Below are 25,125 nucleotides of genomic sequence, written 5' to 3'. Positions count from 1 at the left end.
TCTAGTGCGCAAAAAAGATCTGGAGCATTTATGCCTCAAAACAACCCAAAAACCGCTGTCATTATCGTTGCAGCTGGTTCTGGAACGAGGTTGAACAGCCGCTCCTCAGACTTACCCAAGCAATATCAGCTGCTGGATGACAAAACGGTCCTTGAGCACACAATAAACGCTTTCACCCAGCACCATTTGATCGATGTGGTCTTGCCCGTCATTAGCGTGCCCCACCAATCAAATTACGATGCCCTTGAACTTGATGATGCAAAACTGCTTACGCCGGTGCTTGGGGGCAAAACCCGGCAATCCTCCGTCTTGGCCGGGCTTGATGCACTGCAGTCGCACAATCCTGATGTGGTTTTAATCCACGATGCTGCGCGACCTTTCGTCAGCGCACAAATCATAACTGACGTCATCGACGCGTCGATGGATGGTGGCGCCATTCCCGCGTTGCCGGTTACCGACACACTCAAATTTTCGCCAGATGGAAAATCGATCACTCAAACGCTTGATCGCACCCAGCATTTCGTTGCGCAGACACCACAAGGTTTTGCATTCGCAAAAATCTTGTCCGCACACATCAACGCCCAGGCACAATCAAGCGCCGAATTCACTGACGATGCATCGATCGCCGAATGGGCAAACATGGATGTTTCAATTGTCGCAGGCGAAGTTCAAAACAAAAAAATTACGTTTTCTCAAGACCTTGCGGAGGCCCGTTCAAGTATGAACGATAACAATAAACTCGAAACCCGCGTCGGGTCTGGCTATGACGTTCACGCTTTTGAAGTCGGCAATGAAGTCATCCTTGGGGGTATTCACATCCCGTTTGACAAAAAACTTAAAGGCCATTCAGACGCGGATGCGGCCTTGCATACCATCACCGATGCTATCTATGGCGCATTGGCCGAAGGTGATATCGGCCAGCATTTTCCCCCGTCCGACGACAAATGGAAAAACAAAGATTCAGCAGTGTTCCTTGAACATGCGATCTCACGCCTTTCTGCCCGCTCCGCGCGCTTGGTAAATGTGGATCTGACGATAATTTGCGAACAGCCCAAAATTGGTCCACACTGCATCGCTATGCGGCAAAATATTGCGGATATATGTAAAGTATCAGTATCTCGTGTTTCGGTTAAAGCCACCACATCTGAAAAGTTGGGCTTCACCGGACGCGGAGAAGGCATTGCTGCACAGGCTATTGTTGCCATTGAATTGCCCGCAAAGGACTGAATATGCTTGAAGACGATGTATTGCATTTGGCCCAAATCACCATCGAACAACTCACCTCAAAACGCCTAACCCTCGCCACGGCGGAAAGCTGCACCGGCGGCTTAATCGCAGGCGCTTTAACAGCGATTCCAGGATCATCTAACGTAATACATGGCGGTTTCGTTACCTACTCAAATCGCGCCAAGTCAGAAATGCTGGGCATAGATCCGGACTTGATCGAAGAATATGGTGCTGTGTCAAAGCAAGTGGCTTGCGCCATGGCAAAGGGTGCGCAGAAAGAAACACGCACCTCGTTAGCCATCGCTGTTACGGGCATTGCTGGCCCATCGGGTGGCAGTGCAGATAAGCCAGTTGGCTTGGTGCATTTTGCCTGCTCAGACGGTAAAAAATCGAGCCACATTGTGCGCAAATTTGGCGATATTGGCCGGGAAGAGATACGCGAAGAAACAGTTCGCGTCGCCCTCACCCTTGTTTTAGCTTGTGTTGATCAGCGCGCTTTGCCATAGCGTTGTGCCGCTTGAGTCATAAAGGCATCAACGATTTCACGTTGTTTTTCAACGAATAATGGTTCAGCAATCGCTGCAATAAACCGATTACGCATCTCAAAGTCGACGGAAAAATCAACGTGCGTGCCCGTAGGTGTCTGGCTGAACTGCCATTCACTCCACAATCGTGAAAACGGATCGTCATCCGACACCGCTGTTACACGCAACGCCTCACGGTCCGCGTGCACTTCACTTTCATAAGACTGATTGATCGGCCCAAATGACACATGCATACGCGCCAAACATTTGCCCTCTTGGGGCAAATTGGTAATGTTCATGTCCGAGCAGTTTGGCACGAAAGATGGATAAGCGGCCAAATCACTCACCAGATCAAACATTTGTTCTGGCGAGTGTTGCACTTCGCGTTCAAAAGCAATTTTGGTCATAAAGCTTTGTTTTGCCTAGCTCAATTTGGCTTCACGTGCCTTACGAAGCTTTTCAAAATCATCGCCCGCATGGTGCGACGAACGGGTCAATGGGCTCGAGGAAACCATCAAAAAGCCTTTGGTATAAGCAATCCGCTCATAAGCTTTGAACTCGTCCGGGGTCACAAAGCTTTCAACCTTGTGGTGTTTGCGGGTCGGCTGCAAATATTGACCGATGGTCAAGAAATCGACGTTTGCGACACGCAAATCATCCATTAATTGCAATATCTCGTTCCGCTCTTCACCCAAGCCAACCATAATGCCGGACTTGGTGAACATGTTCGGGTCAATCTCTTTGACTTTTTGCAACAAGCGGATCGAATGGAAATAGCGCGCGCCTGGACGAACAGTCAGATAGTTTGATGGCACTGTTTCTAGGTTGTGGTTGAACACGTCAGGCTTTGCCGCGACCACCTTTTCCATTGCGCCTTCTTTGCGCAAGAAATCGGGGGTCAGCACTTCAATTGTAGTGCCCGGTGAAATTTCTCGCACCGCTTGAATGACTTCAACAAAATGCTGTGCGCCGCCATCTGAAAGATCATCACGATCAACTGAAGTGATCACAACGTGTTTTAGACCCAAGGTCTTGACCGTGTTGGCCACATTCATTGGCTCATTTGGGTCTAGGGCGGTCGGCAGTCCTGTGCGTACGTTACAGAATGCACAAGCGCGTGTGCAAATCTCACCCATGATCATCATAGTGGCATGCTTTTTGTCCCAACATTCACCAATGTTCGGACAACCCGCTTCTTCACACACGGTAACAATTGAATTGTCTTTTACGATCTTGCGGGTCTCTGCGTAACCTTTAGACCCGGGCGCTTTCACCCGAATCCAAGCTGGCTTGCGCAAGACTTCTGTGTCCGGGCGATTTGCCTTTTCAGGATGGCGTGGACGCGCCTTATTCGTATTATCAACCAAAGTCACCACAGCGGGATGCTCCTTTGTCGGATCAGCGAAAACGGCCCCAAATTGAGGCCGCTATTTTGCCCTATATATTGAGTGCTTGATCGTAAGCGTCAAGGACACTCTCTTTCATCATTTCGGACAATGTGGGATGCGGGAAGATTGTATGCATCAATTCTTCCTCAGTCGTTTCCAAATTCATTGCAACAACAAAGCCTTGAATGAGTTCTGTTACTTCTGCACCAACCATATGTGCACCAAGCAACTCGCCGGTTTTCTTGTCAAAGATCGTTTTCACCAAGCCCTCAGGCTCACCCAAAGCAATCGCCTTGCCATTGCCCATGAAGGGGAAGCGCCCTACCCGAATGTCACGACCTGCCGCTTTTGCGGCCTTTTCGGTCAAACCAACGCTCGCAACTTGCGGCTCACAATAGGTACAGCCCGGAATTTGGTTTTTGTTCATTGGGTGAACATCTTTGCCAGCAATCTTTTCGATGCACATGACGCCTTCGTGCTCGGCTTTATGAGCCAACATCGGCGCGCCCGCTACATCACCAATCGCATAAATGCCATCGACGTTGGTTTTGCAATATCCATCAATTGAGATGAACCCGCGCTCGGTCTTAACGCCAACTTTTTCCAAGCCAATGTTTTCAACGTTGGCCATAACACCAACCGCAGAAATCAGTTTTTCAGCTTCAATAACTTGGCTTTGCCCGTCTTTGAGTTCCACGTGGGCTTTTACGCCACTGGCAGAATTTTCAACTTTGGCAACTTTGGCCTCCGTCAAAATCTTGATACCACGCTTTTCGAGCCGCTTACGCGCATGTGCCGAAATCTCTTCATCTTCAACCGGCATGATTTGGCTCATCAATTCAACAACCGTCACATCCGCGCCCATCGACGCGTAGAACGAGGCGAACTCAATCCCGATTGCGCCAGACCCCATAACCACCAGAGATTTTGGCATTTCTTGTGGTACAAGCGCTTCAAAGTAAGTCCAGATGTTTTTGCCTTCTGGTTCAATGCCCGGCAGCACTCGAGGACGCGCGCCCGTTGCGATAATGATGTGTTTTGCGGTATAAGTGCCGTGTGGCAACACGCCTTTTGGTGCAGGAACGGAAGGCTCCATCACAGGTTTTGATGATGGTCCGACTTTGACTTCGCCCGGCTTGGTGATTTGTGCTTCACCCCAAATAACGTCAATCTTGTTCTTTTTCATCAAGAACCCAACGCCATTGTTCATTTGTTTGGCAATTTGGCGTGAGCGTTTCACAACGTCTGAAATTTCAAACGTGAACTCACCAGCTTTCAGTCCAAAGTTTTTCGCATGGCCCATGTGAGAATAAATTTCAGCGCTACGCAGCAGTGCTTTTGTTGGGATACATCCCCAGTTAGAGCAAATCCCTGCCAAGTGTTCGCGCTCAACAACGGCTACTTTCATGCCCAATTGCGCGCCGCGAATGGCTGCAACATAACCACCTGGTCCGCCGCCGATAACGATCACATCATACTGATTTGCCATGTTCTTTTCCTTATCTTTGACGCCCAACAATTATTGGATCGACAATAATTCTCTTACAATTGGTGCAAGGCCCACGCCAATTGCACGTGTATTCGCTATGTCCAGATGCACGCCATCTGCAGGGTCAATTCGTGCGACACTAGCCGCATCAAAGAGCGCAACTTGTTCGCGCTCACATATTTGGGCGTAATTGGCAGCATATTCCTTGGACAAGTCACCGGCCCCTGCCATCACGTCGTTAAACAGCTGGTCGGCCCCTTTTTCAACATGTGGCGGGGACACAACAAGTATTTTTGGCACATGGTGTCCAGGTTTGTAGCTGAACGTTTTCACAATGTTGATCAGCCGCGCAATGCCCATCGCAGAACCTGCTGCATTCCCACAAATGTGCGAACGCATGTCGTTGGTGCCCAAGAAAATGATCACCAAATCTAGCGGTTCGTGTGTCGCCAATAACATCGGCAAAGCTTTTGATCCATTGCGCTCTGTAGGAATTGAATAATCGTCAAAAATCGTTGTGCGACCATTCAACCCTTCAGCGAAAACGCGTGCTAGCCCACCCAGTTCTGTTGCAAGAACATTTGGCCAGCGATCCTTGAATGGATGACGGCCGCCGGTCACAGCGTCCGCCCCCCAAGTCAATGAATCCCCAAAGGCAAGCACGTTTTTCATGTTTTGCTTACGCCAGCATCATCACAGGTGTTTCGATCAGTTGCTTGAACACACCAAGCGCCTCAGCACCCAGCACGCCATCAACAACCCGGTGATCGCACGACAAGGTTACGGTCATGAAATTGCCAACAGTGATTTCACCGCTTTCAACAACAACACGCTCTTCGCCAGCGCCAACAGCCAGAATTGTCCCATGCGGTGGGTTAATCACAGCCTGGAAGTTCGTAATGCCGAACATGCCAAGGTTTGAAACAGAGCTGCCGCCACCTTGATATTCATGTGGCGCAAGTTTTTTCGATTTTGCCCGCTTGGCCAAATCTTTCACTTCAGCTGAAATCTCGCGCAGTGACTTAGTCTCTGCTTTGCGCACGACCGGTGTGAACAGCCCCCCAGGCACAGAAACAGCAACCGCAACATCCGAATGGTGATGCTTCAATGTATGCTCACCTGCCCAAGATGCATTTGCGTCAGGCACTTGGTTCAATGCCATTGCCCAAGCTTTCATGATGAAATCATTCACCGAGAGCTTGAATTCAGGACGACCGTTTTCGTCTTTCTTGGCTGTCGCATTAATCCGCGAACGCGCTTCAAGCAAATCGTCAAGTCGAACATCCATACTGATATAGAAGTGCGGAACCGTTTGCTTTGCTTCCGTCAAACGAGCGGCAATAACCTTGCGCATGCCGTCGTTCGCCACCAAGTCATAGCTACCTTCTTCATAAAGCGCGATCACTTGGCTATCTGCCATGCCACTCGAAATGGCCGGTGCAGAGGCCGAGGCGCTTGGTGCCGCAGTCGGCACGCCCTCGCGCATGGCTTTTTCAATATCGCGTTTTACGACCCGGCCTTTTGGACCAGTGCCAGCAAGAATGCTCACATCGATATTGGCATCTGCCGCCAAGCGACGTGCCAAGGGCGAAGCAAAGGTGCGCTCGCCGCTTGCTTTTTGCACTGGCGCTGCTGCAACCGGCGTTGGTGCCGCAGGGGCTTGTGCAGCAACTTGCGGTGTTGAAGCAGCTGGTGCGGCGGCGGGTGCTTGGTCGGCTGTAGGTTTTTCTTCGACCGCAGCAGGTGCTGCAGGTGCCGCCGCTGGAGGGGCGCTAACTTCGCCGATATCCGAAGCGCTTTCACCATCTTCCAGCAAAACCGCAATCACTGTGTTCACTTTTACGCCTTGGCTACCTTCAGCAACCAAAATCTTGCCAACAACACCTTCGTCGATGCTCTCAACTTCCATCGTGGCCTTGTCGGTTTCAATTTCTGCGATGACATCACCAGCAGAAACCGTATCACCCTCTTTTACGTTCCACTTAGCAAGGTTTCCCTCTTCCATGGTCGGAGACAGGGCTGGCATTGTAATATTGATCGTCATGTTCGATCTTCCTTTTTCCCTGAACGTCGACTAGCGGTAAGTAACGGAGTTTACAGCTTGAATGACTTCTTCAACGCTTGGCAACGCGAGTTTTTCCAAATTCGCTGCATATGGCATTGGCACATCTTTACCCGTGATGCGTGTTACTGGCGCATCAAGATAATCAAAGGCTTCTTCCATCAAACGTGCTGAAATTTCTGAACCGATTGAACCTTGTGGCCAACCTTCTTCAACAGTTACGCAACGACCTGTTTTCTTAACTGATGCAACAACCGTCGGCATGTCCAATGGACGCAGGGTGCGCAAATCTATCAATTCAACATCCACACCAGCGGCAACCAGTTTTTCTGTCGCTTCAGTGGCGTATCGCATGCCCATTGAATGAGAAACGATCGTCACATCAGAACCCTGACGAACGACTTTGGCTTTACCCAAAGGCACAGTCCAATCGTCAAGTTTTGGAACGTCAAATGATGTGCCGTAAAGCAACTCATTTTCTAAGAATACAACTGGGTTTTTGCTGCGGATCGCTGACTTAAGCAAACCCTTCGCATCGGCTGCACTATAGGGGGATACAACAATCAAGCCTGGAACATGCGCATACCAAGCTGAGAAGTCTTGGCTGTGCTGCGCGCCCACGCGAGACGCAGGACCATTTGGCCCACGGAACACGATTGGTGATGTCACCTGCCCGCCAGACATATAATGGGTTTTGGCCGCAGAGTTGATGATTTGGTCAATCGCTTGCATGGCGAAGTTGAACGTCATAAATTCAATGATCGGCTTCAGGCCTGCAAATGCAGCACCAACGCCTAGACCAGCAAAGCCATGTTCAGTGATCGGCGTGTCAATCACCCGGCGCGCGCCGAACTCTTGTAGCAAACCTTGGGTGACTTTGTAGGCACCTTGATATTCAGCAACTTCTTCGCCCATCACAAACACATCGTCGTCTGCGCGCATTTCTTCCGCCATCGCATCACGCAAGGCTTCCCGTACAGTGGTCGACACCATTTCAGTGCCTTCAGGCACTTCAGGATCAGCTTGTGGAGCAAACGCTGGCGCTGCTGGAACAGGTGCAGCAGATGCCGCTTCTTCAACTGGCGCGCTTGCTGCAGGTTCCGCAGCGGCAGGTGCGGCCGAAGCCTGAATACCATCCGCGCTTTCGCCTTCTTCAAGCAAAGCAGCAATTGGCGTGTTCACTTTCACGCCCTGAGTTCCCTCAGCAACAAAGATCTTGCCGATCACACCTTCGTCCACCGCTTCCACTTCCATGGTCGCTTTGTCGGTTTCAATCTCAGCAATCACATCACCTGAGGTCACTGTATCACCTTCTTTAACCAACCATTTGGCAAGGTTTCCCTCTTCCATTGTTGGCGACAGAGCAGGCATCAAAATTTCTATTGGCATATGTTTTCTCCTGGTCCGTCGAATCTAGACTGTAATCTCAGTATAAAGCTCAGCAGCATCTGGCTCTGGATCGTTTGTGGCAAAGTCCGCAGCTTCAGAAACAATTGCGCGCAGTTCTTTGTCTAACGCTTTCAATTCTTCCTCGGTGGACCATCCATTATCCAAAATCCGCGCTTTTACCTGCTCGATCGGATCGCGCTCGGCCCGCATGGACTGCACTTCGTCTTTTGAACGATATTTTGCTGGGTCAGACATGGAGTGACCGCGATAACGATAAGTCTGCATTTCCAAGATGTATGGCCCATTGCCTTCACGCGCATGTTTCATCGCCCGAGCAGCGGCTTCACGCACCATGCGCACGTCCATACCATCGACTTGCTCACCCGGGATGCCAAATGAAGCACCACGTTGCGACAAGTCCGTTGTAGAAGCTGCGCGCTCTAGGCTGGTACCCATTGCGTAGCGGTTGTTTTCGATAATATAGATCGCTGGCAAATTCCAAAGCTTCGCCATATTGAAGCTCTCGTAGACTTGACCTTGGTTGGATGCGCCATCGCCAAAGTATGAAAGGCTAACAGTGTCTTCACCGCGATACTTTGCAGCAAATGCCAAACCTGTACCAAGGCTGACCTGCGCGCCAACGATGCCGTTACCGCCATAGAACCGTTCTTCATTGGAGAACATGTGCATGGAGCCGCCCTTGCCCTTGGACAAACCGCCCGCACGCCCGGTCAACTCAGCCATCACAGCTTTCGGATCAAGGCCAACAATCAGCATATGACCGTGGTCGCGATAACCAGTAATTGAAGCGTCGCCCTTTTTAGAAGCCATGTGAACGCCTGTCACAACCGCTTCTTGACCGATATAAAGGTGACAGAACCCACCAATCAGACCCATGCCATACATTTGGCCCGCTTTTTCCTCAAAGCGTCGGATCAACAACATTTCACGATAGGCGTATAGATCTTCTTCTTTCGTGAACTCAGGTGCGTTCGACTTGCTCGCCGCAGCCTTAGTATCGGTCTTTTTGGACATTCGCTTCTCCAACTTTGAACCGCATTTTCAAGCATCAACGCCTAATCAGGGTTCTTCCGCATATATATGGACGCATCTTAACGCGCCAATGAGATGAAAAGAAATATTGTTTTACTCGAGATAACGCCGCTAACCATCTGTAAAAAAGCAACATAAACCGATTAACTGATATTAGGTTATTTGCTGGTATTAACCGATATACGGTTACTCTGAATCTGTGGGAACAATCAGATCATTCGGGTTGCTGAACCCTAGCAGATGTCGTGCACGTTCTGTCAATAGATCAGGATCAAGACGATCCGTTGTCAGCAAGGAATTTCGGTTCTGTGCAACTTCAACACGATGGGCGAGCTGATCTCGCTCTTGGGACAGTTCAATCAATTGTTCAGAAAACTTGGCTTGTGAAACAATACCAAAATTTCCCTCAACCAGATGATACCCAAGGTACCCCTGAAAGGCGATCAGCACCGTAGCAATCGCTAGCTTATTGCGCAAAGAAGGGCGCTTAAGACGTGTGGGCATTTACGCAAAATCCTTAGAGATAGATCTTGCTTGAATGTAAATAATTTGTGTTAAATCTTAGTGACTTCAAACCATTTCAAAACCTGTGGAGCAAACTTTTGGAACAACGCGCCAGCCTTATCACCCTTGGTGTGCGTGACCTTGCCGCATCGTGCCAATTCTACCAAAACCTAGGATGGCAGATGGCGAGTAACCCCAGTGATGACATTGTGGCCTTCAACCTGCAAGGATCTGCTCTTGCACTTTATGGGCGCCAAGAACTGGCCAAAGACGCGCACGTCGAATTTGCGGACGGACAATACTCCCCCTTCACCCTCGCACATAATGTAAATTCCGCTGACGAGGTGGACACGATCTTAGCACAAGCACAACAGGCCGGGGGTAAGTTGATCAAGCCGGGCCAGACCGTTTTTTGGGGCGGGTACTCAGGCTACTTCGCAGATCCTGACAGCTTTTTGTGGGAAGTGGCACATAATCCATTCTCAGTCTTGAGTCCCAATGGCGAGTTTCGCTGGGGCGGACATGACCAAACGTAAAAACGCCGCCAAGGGCTCCCCGGCGGCGCTTCGATTAGTAATTTTAGAGCAATAAACTAGCTCTTCAGAATATCACGGCCCGCATATTTGGCTGCAAAACCAAGTTGTTCTTCAATGCGGATCAATTGATTGTATTTTGCCAACCGGTCAGAACGCGCCAATGAACCAGTTTTAATCTGACCGCAATTCATCGCGACAGCCAAATCAGCAATTGTTGCATCTTCTGTTTCGCCAGAACGGTGCGACATAACTGATGAATAGTTTGCCTTATGCGCCATTTCCACAGCTTCCGAGGTCTCGGTCAAAGAACCAATTTGGTTCACCTTCACAAGGATTGAGTTGGCAACGCCCATTTTGATGCCAGATTTCAAACGCTCAGAGTTTGTCACAAACAAATCGTCGCCCACCAATTGGCATTTGTTGCCAATGGCTTGGGTAAGGGCTTTCCAGCCGTCCCAATCGTCTTCGTCCATACCGTCTTCAATTGAAATAATTGGGTACTTGCCAACAAGGTCTTCTAGGTAGCGCACCATTTCGTCGCTGCCCAAAATCTTACCTTCACCTTTCAGGTTATACTTGCCGTCTTTGTAATACTCGCTGGATGCGCAATCCATGGCGAGATAAACATCTTCACCCGGCTTGTAGCCTGCTTTTTCGATCGACTGCATGATGAAATCAAGCGCGGCAGTTGTTGAAGAAAGGTTCGGCGCGAAGCCGCCCTCGTCGCCCACATTTGTGTTGTGACCTTCAGCCGACAAGCCCTTTTTCAACGTGTGGAAAATCTCTGACCCAACACGAACCGCATCCGCAATGCTTTCAGCACCAACCGGCATAATCATGAATTCTTGAATATCGATTGGGTTGTCCGCATGCTCGCCACCGTTGATGATGTTCATCATCGGCACAGGCAATAGATGCGCATTTGAACCGCCAATATAGCGATATAGTGGCAGCGCTGAAGATTCTGCCGCCGCTTTGGCGACCGCCATTGAAACACCAAGAATCGCGTTAGCGCCCAGCTTGGCTTTATTGTGTGTGCCATCTAGGTCGATCATCACCTGATCAATCGAACGCTGATCAAGCGCGTCCATGCCTTGAATCTCGTTGAAGATGACCGTGTTGACCGCGTCCACGGCTTTGGTAACGCCTTTGCCCATATATTGAGCGCCGCCATCGCGTAGCTCAACAGCTTCATGCGCACCGGTTGAAGCACCAGAAGGCACAGCAGCGCGGCCAAATGAGCCATCATCCAAAACAACGTCAACTTCAACGGTTGGGTTGCCACGGCTATCAAAAATCTGACGGCCAGTTACATCAATAATGGCGGACATTATGTCATCTCCTAGTGGGGGTTGGTGAGTTGGTCGATGTCATAGCGCCAATTTTTGACCTTGCAAAGTCCAATTGCTCAATTCTGGCCCAATCCGGCGTAAAACAGGAGCTGGCGCTGTCTTAGCGCCCCTCCCATTTCAATCTATTGCCCGGCTAAGCCTCTGTCGGCCCACCAGCTTCTTTCCATTCGTTGAAGCCGCCAATATTTGTAACAGATGAATAGCCCATATCTTTAAGCGTTTTGCCCGCCAAAGCGGCCTGCCCGCCTACGGCGCACAACACAAAAATATTTGCGTCCTTTTGCATCGCTGGATTGTGGTGTGGGGTTTTGTCGTCCGCTGCAAACTCGATGAACCCGCGCGAAATACGCACTGCGCCTTCAACTGTACCTGTTTTTGCAATGTCACCCGAATCCCGAACATCCACAAAGACGCTGTTTGGTTTTCCATGGAAAGCAATGCCTTCAGTCGCCGGCACCCGCTTCACAACCGCATTGGCTTCTTCAAGGTAATCTTGTGCTGTTTTCATTTTTTTGTCCTAGTTTGGAGGGATATGATCGACCCAAGCATTATATGGGCATTATTGGCGATGCCGGAAATCAATTCTTTGACAGCACCTTGTCCAAATCATGTAGCTTCAATATGCGATGATTTGAAATGGGCGGAACCATGATGACAAACGAGAATAATTTTAAGATTGGCATTGCTCAAAGCCAAATCTCAAGCGACGTCGCCCAAAATGCCGCAGAAATCTGCCGCCTCATTACGAAAGCTGCCGCCAAACAGGCGCGGCTAGTCTTGTTTCCCGAAGGAGCCCTATCTGGTTACGCAAAAGCGCATATTTTGCACCCAGACCAGTTTGACCACGCCGCTATTGGCGATCAAATCAAGCGCATTGGTGATGTTGCGCGCCAAAATAACATTTGGGCTGTGATTGGTGCGTGCCACCAAATCGAAGGAACGGACAGACCCTACAACTGCCAATATATCATATCCGATAAAGGCGAACTTGTTGCCCGTAACGACAAAATCTATATCTCCCATACCGAACTGCAAGATTGGTACACGCCAGGTGAACCTGACCCCAAAACAATCGATATCGACGGTTTTAAATTCGGCTTCGCCATTTGTATTGAGGCGACAATGCCGCAGCATTTCCAGCAACTCGAAGAAATGGGTGTGGATTGCATTCTCTATTCTTCCATGGCGAATACCAGTCTGTTTGAAACCTTATTGCGCGGTCATGCTGCGGCTTTCACCTATTGGGTTGCTGTTTCGGAACCAGTACAACCTGACCAAGAACTCTGTTCCATGTTGATTGATCCAAATGGCCAAGTTGAGCACAAAGCCACTACGGATGGCCATCAGGACTTGATTATTGCAACCCTTGATAGAGCCGACCCACGCTACGATATCCAACTGCGTTTGGCAAAGCCATGGCGGCGCAAGGCACGCAAAGGCGACATCTACAAAGATAAACGACGTGGACACAAATGACAGCAAGACACGCCAATTCCCTCAACGGTCGCCGACCTTGAGCTATTCCAAAAATGCAGACACGCGAGGCGTTTAAGGTCTCGTCTTATGTAGTTTAGTTCAAAAATGACACGTTAAACGCCTCGCGTGAAATGGCTTTTGCCTTAAAACTGAAATACCCCGAGGTGCTAAACCCTTCTATCCCCTTGCTCAGCGTTCCATCAAAATTGTTTTGATCGCCATGATCATTTGATGAGTGCCCATTGGCACAGGTGGAAAACAATACCCACCAAACATCTTACAAGCTGCCTTCGGTGTCAGGCTGGACATTTCAATTCAACGCGAACAACAACCGTCTTGTTGTTCGGCCATCCCCTTTTCTCTAAGAGTTACGCGCCGCCGTCGCAGACTTCGTCTGCTTCTTTTGGCGCTCTCGCCGCGCAGGCTACCCGGCACCCGAGCTTTTTACGCGCCGCCGTCGCAAGCTTACGCTTGCTTCCCCGGCACCCCTGGCTCTTTTTTCGCGCCGCCGTCGCAAGCTTACGCTTGCTTCCCCGGCACCCCGGCCAATTGGTGCAAAACACCAATGACTTTCGGGGGTAGTTAGACCCCGGATCAACCCGCGCGGCGCAAGCGCCACTTGATTGTCCGGGGCGGTGCGGGTGGAAATCAATTGTTCCTCTCGCACCGTCCCGCACTCGATGCGGGACCTCTTTAAAAAGCCCCCCACCCTTAATCCCTCCCCACAAGGGGGAGGGAAACTAGGGCAGCGCCATCACAACCCTCACCGCCCAACATTCGTCAATGCCCTGCGACGGTTTCAAGAAAAGGTCCGATCATTGTGGCATGAGCTTTTGGGTGCGGGGATAGATTTTATCAAAAAACCTCATCGAAGAGCCTGTCGAAGGATAAACTGCCGTGCACCAAATCCATGGCTCGACCAGCTCGCCATTAGGTTGGGGAAAAGCCGCACCCCCAAAAAAAACGCCTCACCTCACCCCGCACGTCATCCCGGATTTAGTCCGGGATCCAGGCGAGAACAACCGCCAACAAATGCGTTCGTGGTTTACTCCGGCCTGGATCCCTGCCTGCGCAGGGATGACGGATAATATTGGCGCGAGCTCCGTGCCCGTAGCGCTGATCGAAATGAGCGCTTCTTCATCTTCATCCTTGCAATTTGGCGGTTTAATCGTAATATTACGATAAAGGGAAAAGGTGAACCTATGCAAATTCAGAATATTGCGGAAAAACTGAACTTTAACAGAGCGCAGTGGCTCAATCAGAATTGCCCATGTACATCGCTTGAACGCAAATTGCTGCCAAAACTGGAGGCGGCAGGATTGCTGTTTTCTGAAACGCCAATGTTTCTTTCCCAAGCTGAGTTTAAGCAAATCGAGCAACAAGTGGCGGCTTTAGAAGCAGTCATCAAGTTGCCAGATTATCAAAAGGCAACTCTTGCCCACACACCGTCCGTTACATCGCATGGCAAGGGTCCGAGCGGCATGTTCATGGGATATGACTTTCACATGAGCGACGACGGTCCTCGCCTCATCGAAATCAACACGAATGCAGGTGGTGCTTTTTTGGTGGACGCCCTGTATCGTGCGCAAGATGTTTGTTGTTGGAACGGCAAACCCAAAGGCAACAAAGATTTTTCAAACACGATTGCAGAGATGTTTCGTAATGAGTGGCGCAGTGCAGGTCATCAACATCAATTAAAAACAATCGCAATCGTGGATGAAAATCCAACGGAGCAGTTCCTTTACGACGAGTTTTTGATTGCAAAAGAATTGTTGGAAAAACAAGGCTTTGAGGTCCTCATCGCTGATCCGAATGATTTCACTTTTCGGGAGGGTGCGCTATGGATTGGAGAAACAAAAATCGACTTGGTTTACAATCGATCGGTTGATTTTTATTTCGACAAGCCAAGCCATGCAGCATTGCGAGAGGCATTGATCAACGAAGCCGCCGTTATTACGCCCAATCCACGCCACCATGCACTTTTCGCCGCCAAACAAAACCTTACGATCTTATCCGACCCAAAGCGCCTTGCAGAAATGGGCGCGACTTCAGATCAGATAAGTGCCCTCTCCCCAATCCCAAAGACCACGCTGGTTAATGCTGAAAACGCGGACGAAATTTGGAGTAAGCGCAAAAACCTGTTTTTCAAACCATTGGCAGGTCACGGCGGCAAAGCGGTCTATCGCGGGGATAAGGTCACCAAAAAGACCTGGGCGCATATTCTTGAAAATGCCTATGTGGCACAAGAAATAGCTATCCCATGTGTCCGACAGGCAAAATCGGACTGTGAGGCCGGTGTTGCGCCACTGAAATCGGACATCCGACTATATACCTATCAAGGCAAGATGATCCTTGCCGCTGCAAGGCTCTATCAGGGGCAAACCACAAATTTCCGCACAGTTGGCGGCGGCTTTGCGCCTATCTATGTGGTTTAAAAAAAATGGCCGCCCAAAGGCGACCATTGAATTAGTCTTTGTCTAGTTTTTGCTGGTCTAGCTTTTTGGCGTCCAACTTGGCTTCCGCTTCCGTTTGCTTGCGCTCGGCTTTTGTGCGGCCAAACTTTAGGCGATTGGCATCGGCTGTCTTTTCTTTTTCCGCCCGCGCTTTGTTTTTGCGCATTTGTCGAAGATTGACGATTTCAGCCAATGCCTTTGCTCCTTAAACCAATCGGCTCTGCTCAACAGCCGCTGCAATAAACGACGAGAACAAAGGATGCGGCTCAAACGGACGCGACTTGAGTTCTGGGTGATATTGCACACCAATGAACCAGGGATGATCTGTGCGCTCAACGATTTCAGGCAAAGTGCCATCCGGTGAAAGGCCAGAGAACAATAGGCCATTCGCTTCGAGCACCTTGCGGTAGTCCATATTAACTTCCCAACGGTGACGATGGCGTTCTGATATCTCTGTGGAACCATAAATATCAGCAACACGGCTACCACGCACCAATTGTGCAGGGTAAGCCCCTACCCGCATCGTGCCACCCAAATCGGTGTCGTCCGTCCGCTCAAGCTTCTCGTTGTCTTTTGTCCATTCGGTCATCAAACCTACAACGGGCTCTTTGCTAGGGCCGAACTCAGTAGACCCCGCATCGCGAATGCCAGCGGTGTTGCGGGCAGCTTCGATACAAGCCATTTGCATGCCGAAACAAATCCCGAAATATGGGACATCGCGCAGCCGTGCAAATTTTGCCGCTGCAATCTTGCCTTCTGATCCGCGCTCACCAAAACCACCTGGCACCAAAATGCCGTGAATACCTTCAAGGTGCGGTGCCGGATCGCCTTTTTCAAAGATTTCAGAATCAATCCACTGCAGATTGACCTTCACTTTGTTTGCGATGCCGCCATGCACCAAAGCTTCGCTAAGCGACTTATATGCGTCGAGCAAACCTGTGTATTTGCCAACAATGGCAATGTTTACTTCACCATCAGGGTTATGAATACGATCGGAAACTTCAAGCCATTTGCTCAGATCAGGTTTTTGATCTGCTTCCAAACCAAAGGCCTTAAGCACTTCAACGTCCAAACCTTCGTCGTGATAAGCGATGGGCACATCATAGATGCTTTTAACGTCTAAGCCCTGAATAACAGCGCTTTCAGGCACATTACAGAACTGGGAAAGCTTGCGGCGCTCGCCTTCAGGAATTTCCCGATCACAACGCACCAACAAGATGTCTGGCTGAATACCAATTGAGCGCAACTCTTTTACAGAGTGCTGCGTTGGTTTGGTTTTAAGTTCACCCGCGCTTGGAATGTACGGCATCAACGTTAGATGCACATAAATCGCATCGCCGCGTGGCAACTCGTTGCCTAATTGCCGGATTGCTTCAAAAAACGGTAGCGCTTCAATGTCGCCAACCGTGCCGCCAATTTCGCACAACACAAAATCAAACTCATCGTTATCTGACAGAACGAAGTTTTTGATTTCATCGGTTACATGCGGAATAACCTGCACCGTCGCGCCCAAATAGTCGCCACGTCGCTCTTTTGCGATGATGTTTGAATAGATACGGCCCGTGGTAATATTGTCCTGCTGATTAGCAGAACGCCCCGTGAACCGTTCGTAATGTCCAAGATCCAGATCAGTTTCCGCGCCATCGTCGGTCACGAAAACTTCCCCATGTTGATAGGGTGACATTGTACCAGGATCAACATTTAGATAGGGGTCCAGCTTACGCAAGCGGACTTTATATCCACGCGCTTGAAGTGCCGCACCTAGTGCAGCTGAAGCTAGTCCCTTACCTAATGAAGAAACCACGCCACCAGTAATGAAAATATACCGAGCCATGGGCCTTTACCTTAATGCTGAATTTGATTGATTCGAAGCTAAAACTTCGCGTTAAACCCAAAAAAAGACGGGGGCCACAAACCCCCGCCTAAATTCTTCTTCAATTTCCGCCCCTTACTGGGAAGGAGCTTGATCTGTTGATGCTGGCGTTTCCGCCGCTGGAACCGGAAGATCAAGCCCGGAGGAATCATTGGATGGCTCCCCGTTCAGATCGTTCAAAGCATCCAGAACTGTTACGTTGCCATCAGTTTGCTCGGTTGCCCGCTCAAGAATGGCTGATGATTCATTGTTCAATTGGCTTAAAACAGTAAGGCCAATCGACGTCGCAAAAAACAGCGCCGCCAAAATACCGGTTGTTCGTGTCAAAAGGTTTGCTGAACCGCGTGCAGACATCAAACCGCCACCGCCGCCACCGCCGATACCAAGCGCCCCGCCTTCTGAGCGTTGCAACAAGATTACGGTAATAAGCGCAATAACGATAAACAGATGCGCAACAATAAGAACTGTTTCCATTTTGGAAATCTTCTCTTGAATTAGTTTGTGAATTTTGGGGTTCTACACACTAAAGCCGCGCTTGGCCAGAGCCAATACGCGCTTTTGTGTGATCTGGCAGCTAAGCGGCCGAAATGATGCCCCAAAAATCGTCAGCTTTTAGGCTGGCACCGCCAACCAAAGCCCCATTCACATTCTCAACACCAAGCAATTCTTCAGCATTGGCAGGCTTTACCGAGCCACCATAAAGAATTTTGATTTTTGCGCCTGCATCGCCAAAACGCTCCACAAGTGCTGCGCGGATAGCATTGTGCATTTCATCCACATCGCCAGATGATGCTGTTTTGCCCGTGCCAATTGCCCAAATTGGCTCATAAGCCACAACAATTTCTTGGGATTGGTCAAAATCAGGGCACGAAGCAATGATTTGCGCCACCACAACATCTATGGCCTTGCCGCTTTCGCGAATCTCTAGTGATTCACCACAACAAATAATGGGCACAACACCACCGCCCAGCGCAGCAGCGGCCTTGGCTTTAACATCTGCATTGGACTCAACATAAGATTCGCGGCGCTCAGAGTGGCCAACAATCACATATTCACCGCCTGCTTCGCGCACCATTGCGACGCTGATATCCCCAGTGTGTGCGCCACTTGGCGCAGCGTGGCAGTTTTGCGCACCTGTTTTAGCTGCGCTTTCGTGCAGAGCAACGCTGACCCGATGTAGCAACGTTGCCGGCGGGCAAATCACAACTTGTGCGTTCACTTCATTTGCGGCCAAACGATCTTTGATCACTTCCACTTCCAAGAATGAGCCTGCATCCCCATTCATCTTCCAATTTCCAGCAATTAGCGGCGTGATTTTTTGTGTCATGTTGGTCCCTCACGAAATAAAATTAGTCTTAAGCCAAAACAGCCCATTCTGTCTCTTGCGATTTTCTTCACACCCTGTCTATTATGCGCCGCTCCAAGCTGGGGAATTCTTCAGCTGGAATTCGGCAATAATAATAAACGGATGCGAAATGCTAGATACCTTTAAACGCTATTCAAACACTTGGGTCGCCAAAATCCTGATGGGCTTGTTGATCTTAAGCTTTGGCCTCTTCGGTATCGCAAATGTGTTCACAAATCTAGGGAGCACAAATGTCGCGCGTGTAGGCAATGTGTCTATATCCGCTGTCGACTTTGATCGCGCCTATCGCGGACAGCTAAACGATTTCGCACGCCAATACGGCCAAGTGCCCACGCCCGAGCAAGCAGCGGCCTTTGGCATTCCGGGTTCAGTGATCTCCCAGCTTGCAGGCAATGCAACGCTTGATAACCTCGTTGAGAGCTTTGGCGTTGGCGCATCCGACGAAATGGTTGCAAAACTTGTTGCCGATGATCCAAATTTTTCAAGCACACTTGGTTTGTTTGATCGTCAACGGTTCAACCAAATTCTGCGTCAAAGCGGCTACACAGAAAGCGAATATGTAAACTCGCAAGCTGACAACGCTAAACGCAGCCAGATCATAAACGGTCTATTTGGTGGCATTACCGCGCCAAAAACCATCCTTGAAATCTCAAACAGCTACCAAAACGACAATCGCTCGATCGACTTCTTCACATTGAGTGAAGCAGCGCTCGGCGAAATCGCCGCACCAACAGATGAAGAGCTAACAACCTATTTGGTTGAAAACCAGCAATTCTATCGCACCGAAGAAGTGCGCAACATTGACATATTGGTCCTGACCCCAGAAATACTCGGCAAAACGATTACAGTTTCAGACGCTGAAATCGAGGCGGAGTACGCTAAAACGGGTGCGTCATTTGTTGCGCCACAAACCCGCAACATTAAAACAGTTACCCTTGATAATCCTGGTCAAGCAGCATTGTTGGGCGGCCTTTCCGTCAATGGCCCTGAATTTGCAAATTTGTTGGCCAACATGGGCCTTGCCGATAAAGTGACCGATCTTGGTCAAGTTGCTCAGGCCGATGTTGCAGATCCTGCCATTGGTGATGCTGCATTTGCGATGGCAAATGAGGGACTGACGGTTGTTGTTGGCGAAACTGGCACAACTGCGCTTTTGGTCTCCAACATTGTTGAAGGTGGTCCGCAACCACTGGACCAAATTCGCGATCAAATCGCACAAGCGGCAGCCGAACGTCAGGCAAAGGCGATTATCATCGACAAAATCGATGAAATTGAGGAGCTTCGCGCAACGCTTTCCCCAATTAAAGAGATTGCGGCGCAACTCGGCCTAACGGCGCAAAGCGTAGAAGTTACACCTTCGGGTGGCGGATTTGCTGCCATTGATGGCCTGCCTTCTGGCGCAACGGCGCGTTTGCTTCCTGTCATTGGGTCAGCTGAATTGGATAAGCTACTTCCTGCAATCGCTTTGAGTGCAGATTCAATGGCTTGGTTCGACCTGAACCAAATCACGGAAGCACGTGACCAAACACTTGAAGAAGTGCGCCCCCTTGTTTTGGCATCTTGGATGCAAGGCAAAAAAAGCGATGCTTTGGAAACAAAGGCAGAGGAACTTGTTGCAGCGCTTAAAAGCGGCGAGGAACTTGAAGCCGTTGCCGCAACTGCTGGGGTTGAAACTCAAACAGCCATCAACCTCAATCGTGGCGGTAACGACGAGATTTCAAGAGAAGTTGCCTCAGCCGCTTTCCAAGGTGGTGAAGGTTACGTTGGTTCAGCCCTTACAGCTGATGGCGAACATGTGATTTTCAAAGTGACATGGCTAAATGCCGCTTCGGCTCAAGAAATCGATGAACAAATGCAAAATAGCATTGCCGCAGGGCTTGCCGATAATGCCTATCAGCAGTTTATCAATGCAAAACGCGATGATCTTGGTTTCAACGTAAATCAAGCAGCAATTAATCAACTCCTGTCGCTCAATGTGGCCGGACAATAACAAACCATAGGGAACTGAGATGCATGACGCACACTATGCCGCCTTTGCTGAAATCTACAATCAAAGCAAATCGCAAGTGGTGTGGCGTCGCGTGGTGGCCGACCTTGAAACACCAGTCGGTGCATATCTAAAGCTCTCTCAAGGACGCAAAAACACATTTCTACTCGAATCCGTTCATGGTGGTGCGACACGCGGTCGTTACTCCATGATCGGGCTAGAACCTGATCTGTTGTTCAAGATTCAGCGCGGCAAAGCCTCGGTTAATTTAAACCCACAGTTCGAGCCCGACAGTTTTGAGCCCTTGCCTGACGCACCCCTTGATGAGCTGCGTTCACTGCTCAAATGCTCAGCCCTTGAAATACCGCAAGACCTGCCGCCTATGTCAGCGGGCATATTCGGCTATCTTGGGTACGACATGGTGCGCGAGATCGAAGACTTGCCTGATGAAAACGAAGACACAATTGGTGCACCAGATGCCCTATTGATGCGCCCTTCTCTTTTGGCGGTGTTCGATACCATCAAAGACGAGCTTTATTTCGCAACGCCGGTACGTCCAAAAGAAGGTGTTAGCGCAGACCAAGCATATGATGCTGCACATGAGCGTCTTGATGGTGCAATCTCTAGACTGTCCAACACCGCACCGCTGGCCAAAGAACGAATTGACACAGCAAACATTCAGTTTGAAAGCAACACCACAAAAGAACAATTCGCTGGCATGGTGGATACAGCGAAGGAATATATTCGCGCTGGCGATGTGTTTCAGGTTGTTTTGAGTCAGCGGTTCACTGCAGACTTCACCTTGCCCCCGGTCGCTTTTTATCGCGCCCTTCGACGCACCAACCCAAGTCCTTATATGTACTTCTTGGATTTTGCTGATTTTGCTATCGCAGGTTCAAGCCCAGAGATTTTGGTGCGGGTGCAAGACCAAAAGGTCTCCATTCGCCCAATCGCTGGCACCCGCAAACGCGGCGCAACGCCAGAACGCGATCGCGAAATGGCTGATGAATTACTTTCTGATCCAAAAGAATTGGCAGAACACTTGATGCTGCTCGATTTGGGCCGCAATGACGTGGGGCGCGTTTCTGAAATTGGCACTGTAGAAGTCACTGACAGCTATTTCCTCGAGTATTACAGCCACGTGATGCACATTGTCTCGAATGTTGAAGGTAAGCTAAAGGCAGGCCTTGATAACATTGATGCGCTAGCCGGCGGTTTCCCCGCTGGTACGGTTTCTGGCGCCCCCAAAGTGCGGGCCATGGAAATCATCGACGAGCTGGAAAAGCACCGCCGTGGCATTTACGCGGGCTGCGTGGGCTACTTCAGTGCTGACGGTTGGATGGACACCTGTATTGTGTTGCGCACCGCCGTGATCAAAGACGGGAAAATCCATGTGCAAGCCGGCGCAGGTATTGTTGCCGACAGCAGGGCCGAGCTTGAACAGCTTGAATGCGAGAACAAAGCCAGAGCACTCACAAGTGCCGCGCAAGAAGCATTGCGCTATGCTGATGAGCCGGAGATGGGCCAATGACCAAACTGCTCGTGATCGATAATTATGACAGCTTCACCTACAATCTGGTTCACCTAATTGGTGCACTAGAAAATGTAGAAATGGAAGTTGTGCGTAACGACAAAATCACCATTCAAGAAATCGAAAAGATGGCGCCAGACGCCATTGTGATTTCGCCCGGCCCCAAGACCCCAAAAGAAGCTGGCATTTGCGTGCCCATGGTCGAACGTTTTAAGAATGAAATCCCAATGTTTGGTGTCTGCCTTGGCCATCAATCCATCGGCGAAGCTTTCGGAGCAGACGTGGTGCGCGCTTCAGCATTGATGCACGGCAAAACCTCAACCATTCGCCATCAGGGCAAGAGCGTGTTCAAGGGGTTGAACAAGGACGGCATCACCGCTACCCGTTATCATTCCTTGACCATTGACCCCAATAGTATGCCAAGCGAACTGGAAGTTACGGCAACTTCTGACGACGGCATGATCATGGGCATCGCCCACAAAACGCTGCCATTGCATTCCGTTCAATTTCACCCTGAAAGCATAGCAAGCGAAAGCGGCACCCAAATGGTGCAAAATTTCATCGATATCGCCAACGCGTTTAACGCGGCCAATCCCCGGAGCGCATCATGAACATCAAAGAAACGCTCAACTACCTCGGCGACAGCAACGATTTGTCATTCGACCAAATGCGCGATGTGATGAATATCATTATGTCTGGCGAAGCCACACCATCCCAAATCGGCGCTTTTTTGATGGCGTTGCGGGTCAAAGGCGAAACCGTTGAAGAAATTGCCGGCGCCGTTTCTATCCTGCGCGAAAAAATGAGCCCGGTAGCCGCACCTGCCAATGCCATCGATATTGTAGGCACTGGCGGCGATGGCGTTGGCACCTACAATATTTCCACCACCGCTTCGATCATTGTGGCTTCCGCAGGTTGCCCTGTGGCCAAACACGGCAACAAAGCCCTCTCGTCAAAGTCTGGTAGCTCAGAAGCACTATTGGCGTTGGGCGTAGAACTCGATCTACCCGCCGCAGGCATTGCCGCTTGCATCGAGCGCGCGGGCATTGGCTTTATGTTTGCCCCCAACCACCATGCCGCCATGCGCTTTGTGGGACCTTCACGCCAAGAAATGGGTGTGCGCACCATATTCAACCTGCTCGGCCCTCAGTCAAACCCTGCTGGGGTCAAAAACTATCTGCTTGGTGTTTTCGACAAACAATGGGTCCGCCCCGTCGCAGAATCGCTTTTGAAAAACGGCGCAAAATCCGCATGGGTTGTGTTCGGCAATGATGGTCTTGATGAATTGACGACGACAACCACCAGCTCCGTCGTGCAGATTAAAGACGGCAAAATCACCGAGTTTGAGATTTCCCCAAAAGATGCTGGACTGCCTTTAGCTGAAACAAAAGATATTTTGGGTGGCACACCGCAAGAAAACGCAGCGGCCATGCGCGAACTGTTTGATGGCAAACTTTCCCCATTTCGCGACATTGCGCTGCTCAACGCAGCGGCGGCTTTTTTGATCTTAAACAAAGTCGACACCCTCAAAGCTGGTGTAGACCTTGCCGCAAAACAAGTTGATAGCGGCGCAGCAAAAGCCAAGCTTGAAGATTTAGTTCGCGTATCGAACGAGGTGGCCAAATAATGACCGATATTCTAAAGAAAATCGAAGCTTATAAACGCGAAGAAATTGCGGCGGCCAAACTCGATTTGCCGTTTGGCGATCTTGAAACATTGGCCCGAAACGCCGATGCGCCACGTGGTTTTTTGAACGCCTTAAAAGCCAAACGCGACAATGACCAATATGCGCTGATCGCTGAAGTTAAAAAAGCCAGCCCATCCAAAGGCTTGATCCGAGAGGATTTTAACCCAGCCGCTCACGCATCTGACTATGAAGTTGGTGGTGCGGCTTGTCTTTCAGTTCTTACCGATGGCCCTTCGTTTCAAGGCGCACCTGCATTCCTCAAAGAAGCGCGGGCAGCAACGTTCCTGCCCGTTTTGCGCAAAGATTTCCTTTACGACACCTATCAGGTGGCAGAGGCCCGTGCATGGGGCGCTGATTGCATTTTGATCATTATGGCAGCGGTAGACGACAAACTGGCTGAAGATCTAAACGCTGCGGCCAAATATTGGAACATCGACGCGCTGATTGAAGTGCATGACGCCGAAGAACTCGAACGTGCGCTCAAATTAGACGCCGAACTGATCGGCATCAACAACCGCAATTTGCGGACCTTTGAAACCAGCTTAAACACCACGATTGAACTAGCGAAAAACGTGCCCGACGATAGATTGCTGGTCAGCGAAAGCGGCATTTTCACATTTGACGATGTGCAAATGCTCGAGGACAAAGCCAATGTGGGCACTTTCCTTGTGGGTGAAAGCCTGATGCGCCAACCTGACGTTGCGGCTGCAACACGATTGTTGCTAACAGGCAACGAGGCAGCTTAAATGGCCGACAAACTCACCCATATCAACGATGATGGCGAAGTCCACATGGTGGATGTAGGCGACAAGAATGTCACCCAACGCCAGGCGACTGCAACATCTCGCATTTCCATGAGCGAAGCAGCATTTGTAGCGGTGAAAAGCGGCAACCTGAAAAAAGGCGATGCGCTTGGCGTTGCTCGGGTTGCGGGCATTATGGCGGCGAAAAATACGTCGCAAATGATCCCGCTTTGCCATCCGCTCATGCTGACGAAAATTGAAATCTCGATCGAGCCTGATGACAACACAAACAGTTTTGATATCAAAGCCTTGGTGCGCGTTGAAGGCAAAACGGGAGTTGAAATGGAAGCGCTCGCCGCCGCGTCCGTTGCCGCGCTGACTATTTATGATATGGCCAAGGCGGTGGACAAATCCATGGTGATCGGCCCAACCCAATTGGACCAAAAGTCGGGCGGCAAGTCCGGCGATTACAACCGCGAGTAAAA

Annotated in this window: 25 protein-coding genes; 11 read left to right on the top strand and 14 right to left on the bottom strand. The window is 50.1% G+C overall.

Annotated features, from left to right (window positions below):
- Positions 1-30 precede the first annotated feature (30 nt).
- Both O4H47_RS12005 and O4H47_RS12000 read left to right on the top strand, forming a co-directional pair.
- Positions 31-1,227, top strand: coding sequence for a bifunctional 2-C-methyl-D-erythritol 4-phosphate cytidylyltransferase/2-C-methyl-D-erythritol 2,4-cyclodiphosphate synthase (locus O4H47_RS12005; protein ID WP_269394217.1), 1,197 nt, complete (start codon positions 31-33; stop codon positions 1,225-1,227).
- Positions 1,228-1,229: 2 nt separating this feature from the next.
- Positions 1,230-1,733: a CinA family protein gene (locus O4H47_RS12000; protein WP_269394216.1), complete on the top strand. Its 504-nt coding sequence runs from the start codon at positions 1,230-1,232 to the stop codon at positions 1,731-1,733.
- Here the strand turns inward: O4H47_RS12000 and O4H47_RS11995 are convergent.
- From O4H47_RS11995 to O4H47_RS11960, 8 genes are all read right to left on the bottom strand, one after another.
- On the bottom strand, positions 1,715-2,158 hold the full coding sequence (locus O4H47_RS11995; RefSeq protein WP_269394215.1) for a type II toxin-antitoxin system RatA family toxin: 444 nt from the start codon (positions 2,156-2,158) through the stop codon (positions 1,715-1,717). The two genes, O4H47_RS12000 and O4H47_RS11995, sit on opposite strands and share 19 nt — an antisense overlap.
- Before the next feature lie 15 nt (positions 2,159-2,173).
- Positions 2,174-3,127, bottom strand: a complete 954-nt coding sequence (lipA, locus tag O4H47_RS11990) for a lipoyl synthase (protein ID WP_269394214.1) — start codon at positions 3,125-3,127, stop codon at positions 2,174-2,176.
- 61 nt (positions 3,128-3,188) lie between these two features.
- A complete protein-coding gene (gene lpdA, locus O4H47_RS11985) occupies positions 3,189-4,628 on the bottom strand; it encodes a dihydrolipoyl dehydrogenase (RefSeq protein WP_269394213.1) in 1,440 nt (479 codons plus the stop codon).
- 30 nt (positions 4,629-4,658) lie between these two features.
- Entirely contained in the window at positions 4,659-5,300 is a 642-nt protein-coding gene (locus O4H47_RS11980) for an SGNH/GDSL hydrolase family protein (protein ID WP_269394212.1), read from the bottom strand.
- Between the two features lie 7 nt (positions 5,301-5,307).
- On the bottom strand, positions 5,308-6,672 hold the full coding sequence (locus O4H47_RS11975; RefSeq protein WP_269394211.1) for a pyruvate dehydrogenase complex dihydrolipoamide acetyltransferase: 1,365 nt from the start codon (positions 6,670-6,672) through the stop codon (positions 5,308-5,310).
- Between the two features lie 30 nt (positions 6,673-6,702).
- A complete protein-coding gene (locus O4H47_RS11970) occupies positions 6,703-8,079 on the bottom strand; it encodes a pyruvate dehydrogenase complex E1 component subunit beta (protein ID WP_269394210.1) in 1,377 nt (458 codons plus the stop codon).
- Positions 8,080-8,103: 24 nt separating this feature from the next.
- Positions 8,104-9,114 carry a pyruvate dehydrogenase (acetyl-transferring) E1 component subunit alpha gene (gene pdhA, locus O4H47_RS11965; RefSeq protein WP_269394209.1) on the bottom strand — a complete coding sequence of 337 codons (1,011 nt, stop codon included), beginning with the start codon at positions 9,112-9,114 and terminating at the stop codon, positions 8,104-8,106.
- Positions 9,115-9,318: 204 nt separating this feature from the next.
- Positions 9,319-9,636 (bottom strand): FtsB family cell division protein, encoded by a 318-nt coding sequence (locus O4H47_RS11960; protein ID WP_269394208.1) that lies wholly within the window; start codon positions 9,634-9,636, stop codon positions 9,319-9,321.
- A 98-nt stretch (positions 9,637-9,734) separates the two neighbouring features.
- Between O4H47_RS11960 and O4H47_RS11955 the strand changes: the two genes are divergently transcribed.
- A complete protein-coding gene (locus tag O4H47_RS11955; protein WP_269394207.1) occupies positions 9,735-10,172 on the top strand; it encodes a VOC family protein in 438 nt (145 codons plus the stop codon).
- A 56-nt stretch (positions 10,173-10,228) separates the two neighbouring features.
- Here O4H47_RS11955 and eno read toward each other — a convergent pair whose 3' ends face one another.
- Positions 10,229-11,503, bottom strand: coding sequence for a phosphopyruvate hydratase (gene eno, locus O4H47_RS11950; RefSeq protein ID WP_269394206.1), 1,275 nt, complete (start codon positions 11,501-11,503; stop codon positions 10,229-10,231).
- A gap of 154 nt (positions 11,504-11,657) precedes the next feature.
- Complete coding sequence (locus tag O4H47_RS11945) at positions 11,658-12,032, bottom strand: rhodanese-like domain-containing protein (RefSeq protein ID WP_269394205.1); 375 nt, start codon at positions 12,030-12,032, stop codon at positions 11,658-11,660.
- A 140-nt stretch (positions 12,033-12,172) separates the two neighbouring features.
- On the opposite strand from O4H47_RS11945, the gene O4H47_RS11940 reads away from it, so the two are divergent.
- Together O4H47_RS11940 and O4H47_RS11935 are read left to right on the top strand one after the other, a co-directional pair.
- The gene (locus tag O4H47_RS11940; protein WP_269394204.1) at positions 12,173-13,000 is read left to right on the top strand and encodes a carbon-nitrogen hydrolase family protein; all 828 of its coding nucleotides are present in this window, start codon (positions 12,173-12,175) and stop codon (positions 12,998-13,000) included.
- Between the two features lie 1,202 nt (positions 13,001-14,202).
- Entirely contained in the window at positions 14,203-15,435 is a 1,233-nt protein-coding gene (locus tag O4H47_RS11935; protein ID WP_269394203.1) for a hypothetical protein, read from the top strand.
- A gap of 31 nt (positions 15,436-15,466) precedes the next feature.
- Here the strand turns inward: O4H47_RS11935 and O4H47_RS11930 are convergent, their stop codons facing one another.
- From O4H47_RS11930 to tpiA, 4 genes are all read right to left on the bottom strand, one after another.
- The gene (locus O4H47_RS11930) at positions 15,467-15,646 is read right to left on the bottom strand and encodes a DUF4169 family protein (RefSeq protein WP_269394202.1); all 180 of its coding nucleotides are present in this window, start codon (positions 15,644-15,646) and stop codon (positions 15,467-15,469) included.
- A gap of 12 nt (positions 15,647-15,658) precedes the next feature.
- Complete coding sequence (locus tag O4H47_RS11925; RefSeq protein WP_269394201.1) at positions 15,659-17,287, bottom strand: CTP synthase; 1,629 nt, start codon at positions 17,285-17,287, stop codon at positions 15,659-15,661.
- 114 nt (positions 17,288-17,401) lie between these two features.
- On the bottom strand, positions 17,402-17,800 hold the full coding sequence (gene secG, locus O4H47_RS11920; protein WP_269394200.1) for a preprotein translocase subunit SecG: 399 nt from the start codon (positions 17,798-17,800) through the stop codon (positions 17,402-17,404).
- A 100-nt stretch (positions 17,801-17,900) separates the two neighbouring features.
- Positions 17,901-18,653 carry a triose-phosphate isomerase gene (tpiA, locus tag O4H47_RS11915; RefSeq protein ID WP_269394199.1) on the bottom strand — a complete coding sequence of 251 codons (753 nt, stop codon included), beginning with the start codon at positions 18,651-18,653 and terminating at the stop codon, positions 17,901-17,903.
- 148 nt (positions 18,654-18,801) lie between these two features.
- On the opposite strand from tpiA, the gene O4H47_RS11910 reads away from it, so the two are divergent.
- The 6 genes from O4H47_RS11910 to moaC are packed head-to-tail and all read left to right on the top strand — an operon-like array spanning position 18,802 to position 25,123.
- Entirely contained in the window at positions 18,802-20,682 is a 1,881-nt protein-coding gene (locus O4H47_RS11910; protein ID WP_269394198.1) for a peptidylprolyl isomerase, read from the top strand.
- A gap of 19 nt (positions 20,683-20,701) precedes the next feature.
- On the top strand, positions 20,702-22,210 hold the full coding sequence (gene trpE / locus O4H47_RS11905; protein WP_269394197.1) for an anthranilate synthase component I: 1,509 nt from the start codon (positions 20,702-20,704) through the stop codon (positions 22,208-22,210).
- On the top strand, positions 22,207-22,821 hold the full coding sequence (locus O4H47_RS11900) for an anthranilate synthase component II (RefSeq protein ID WP_269394196.1): 615 nt from the start codon (positions 22,207-22,209) through the stop codon (positions 22,819-22,821). The genes trpE and O4H47_RS11900 overlap by 4 nt, the downstream gene beginning before the upstream one ends.
- Positions 22,815-23,837 carry an anthranilate phosphoribosyltransferase gene (gene trpD, locus O4H47_RS11895; RefSeq protein WP_419719628.1) on the top strand — a complete coding sequence of 341 codons (1,023 nt, stop codon included), beginning with the start codon at positions 22,815-22,817 and terminating at the stop codon, positions 23,835-23,837. Before O4H47_RS11900 ends, trpD begins: the two co-directional genes overlap by 7 nt.
- Positions 23,837-24,643: an indole-3-glycerol phosphate synthase TrpC gene (gene trpC / locus O4H47_RS11890; RefSeq protein WP_269394194.1), complete on the top strand. Its 807-nt coding sequence runs from the start codon at positions 23,837-23,839 to the stop codon at positions 24,641-24,643. The genes trpD and trpC overlap by 1 nt, the downstream gene beginning before the upstream one ends.
- Positions 24,644-25,123, top strand: coding sequence for a cyclic pyranopterin monophosphate synthase MoaC (gene moaC / locus O4H47_RS11885; protein ID WP_269394193.1), 480 nt, complete (start codon positions 24,644-24,646; stop codon positions 25,121-25,123).
- Positions 25,124-25,125 lie beyond the last annotated feature (2 nt).

Origin of the sequence: Maritalea porphyrae (assembly GCF_027213965.1) — a bacterium.
GTDB classification, from domain to species: domain Bacteria; phylum Pseudomonadota; class Alphaproteobacteria; order Rhizobiales; family Devosiaceae; genus Maritalea; species Maritalea porphyrae_A.
This window is presented reverse-complemented; position numbering and strand designations above follow the sequence as displayed.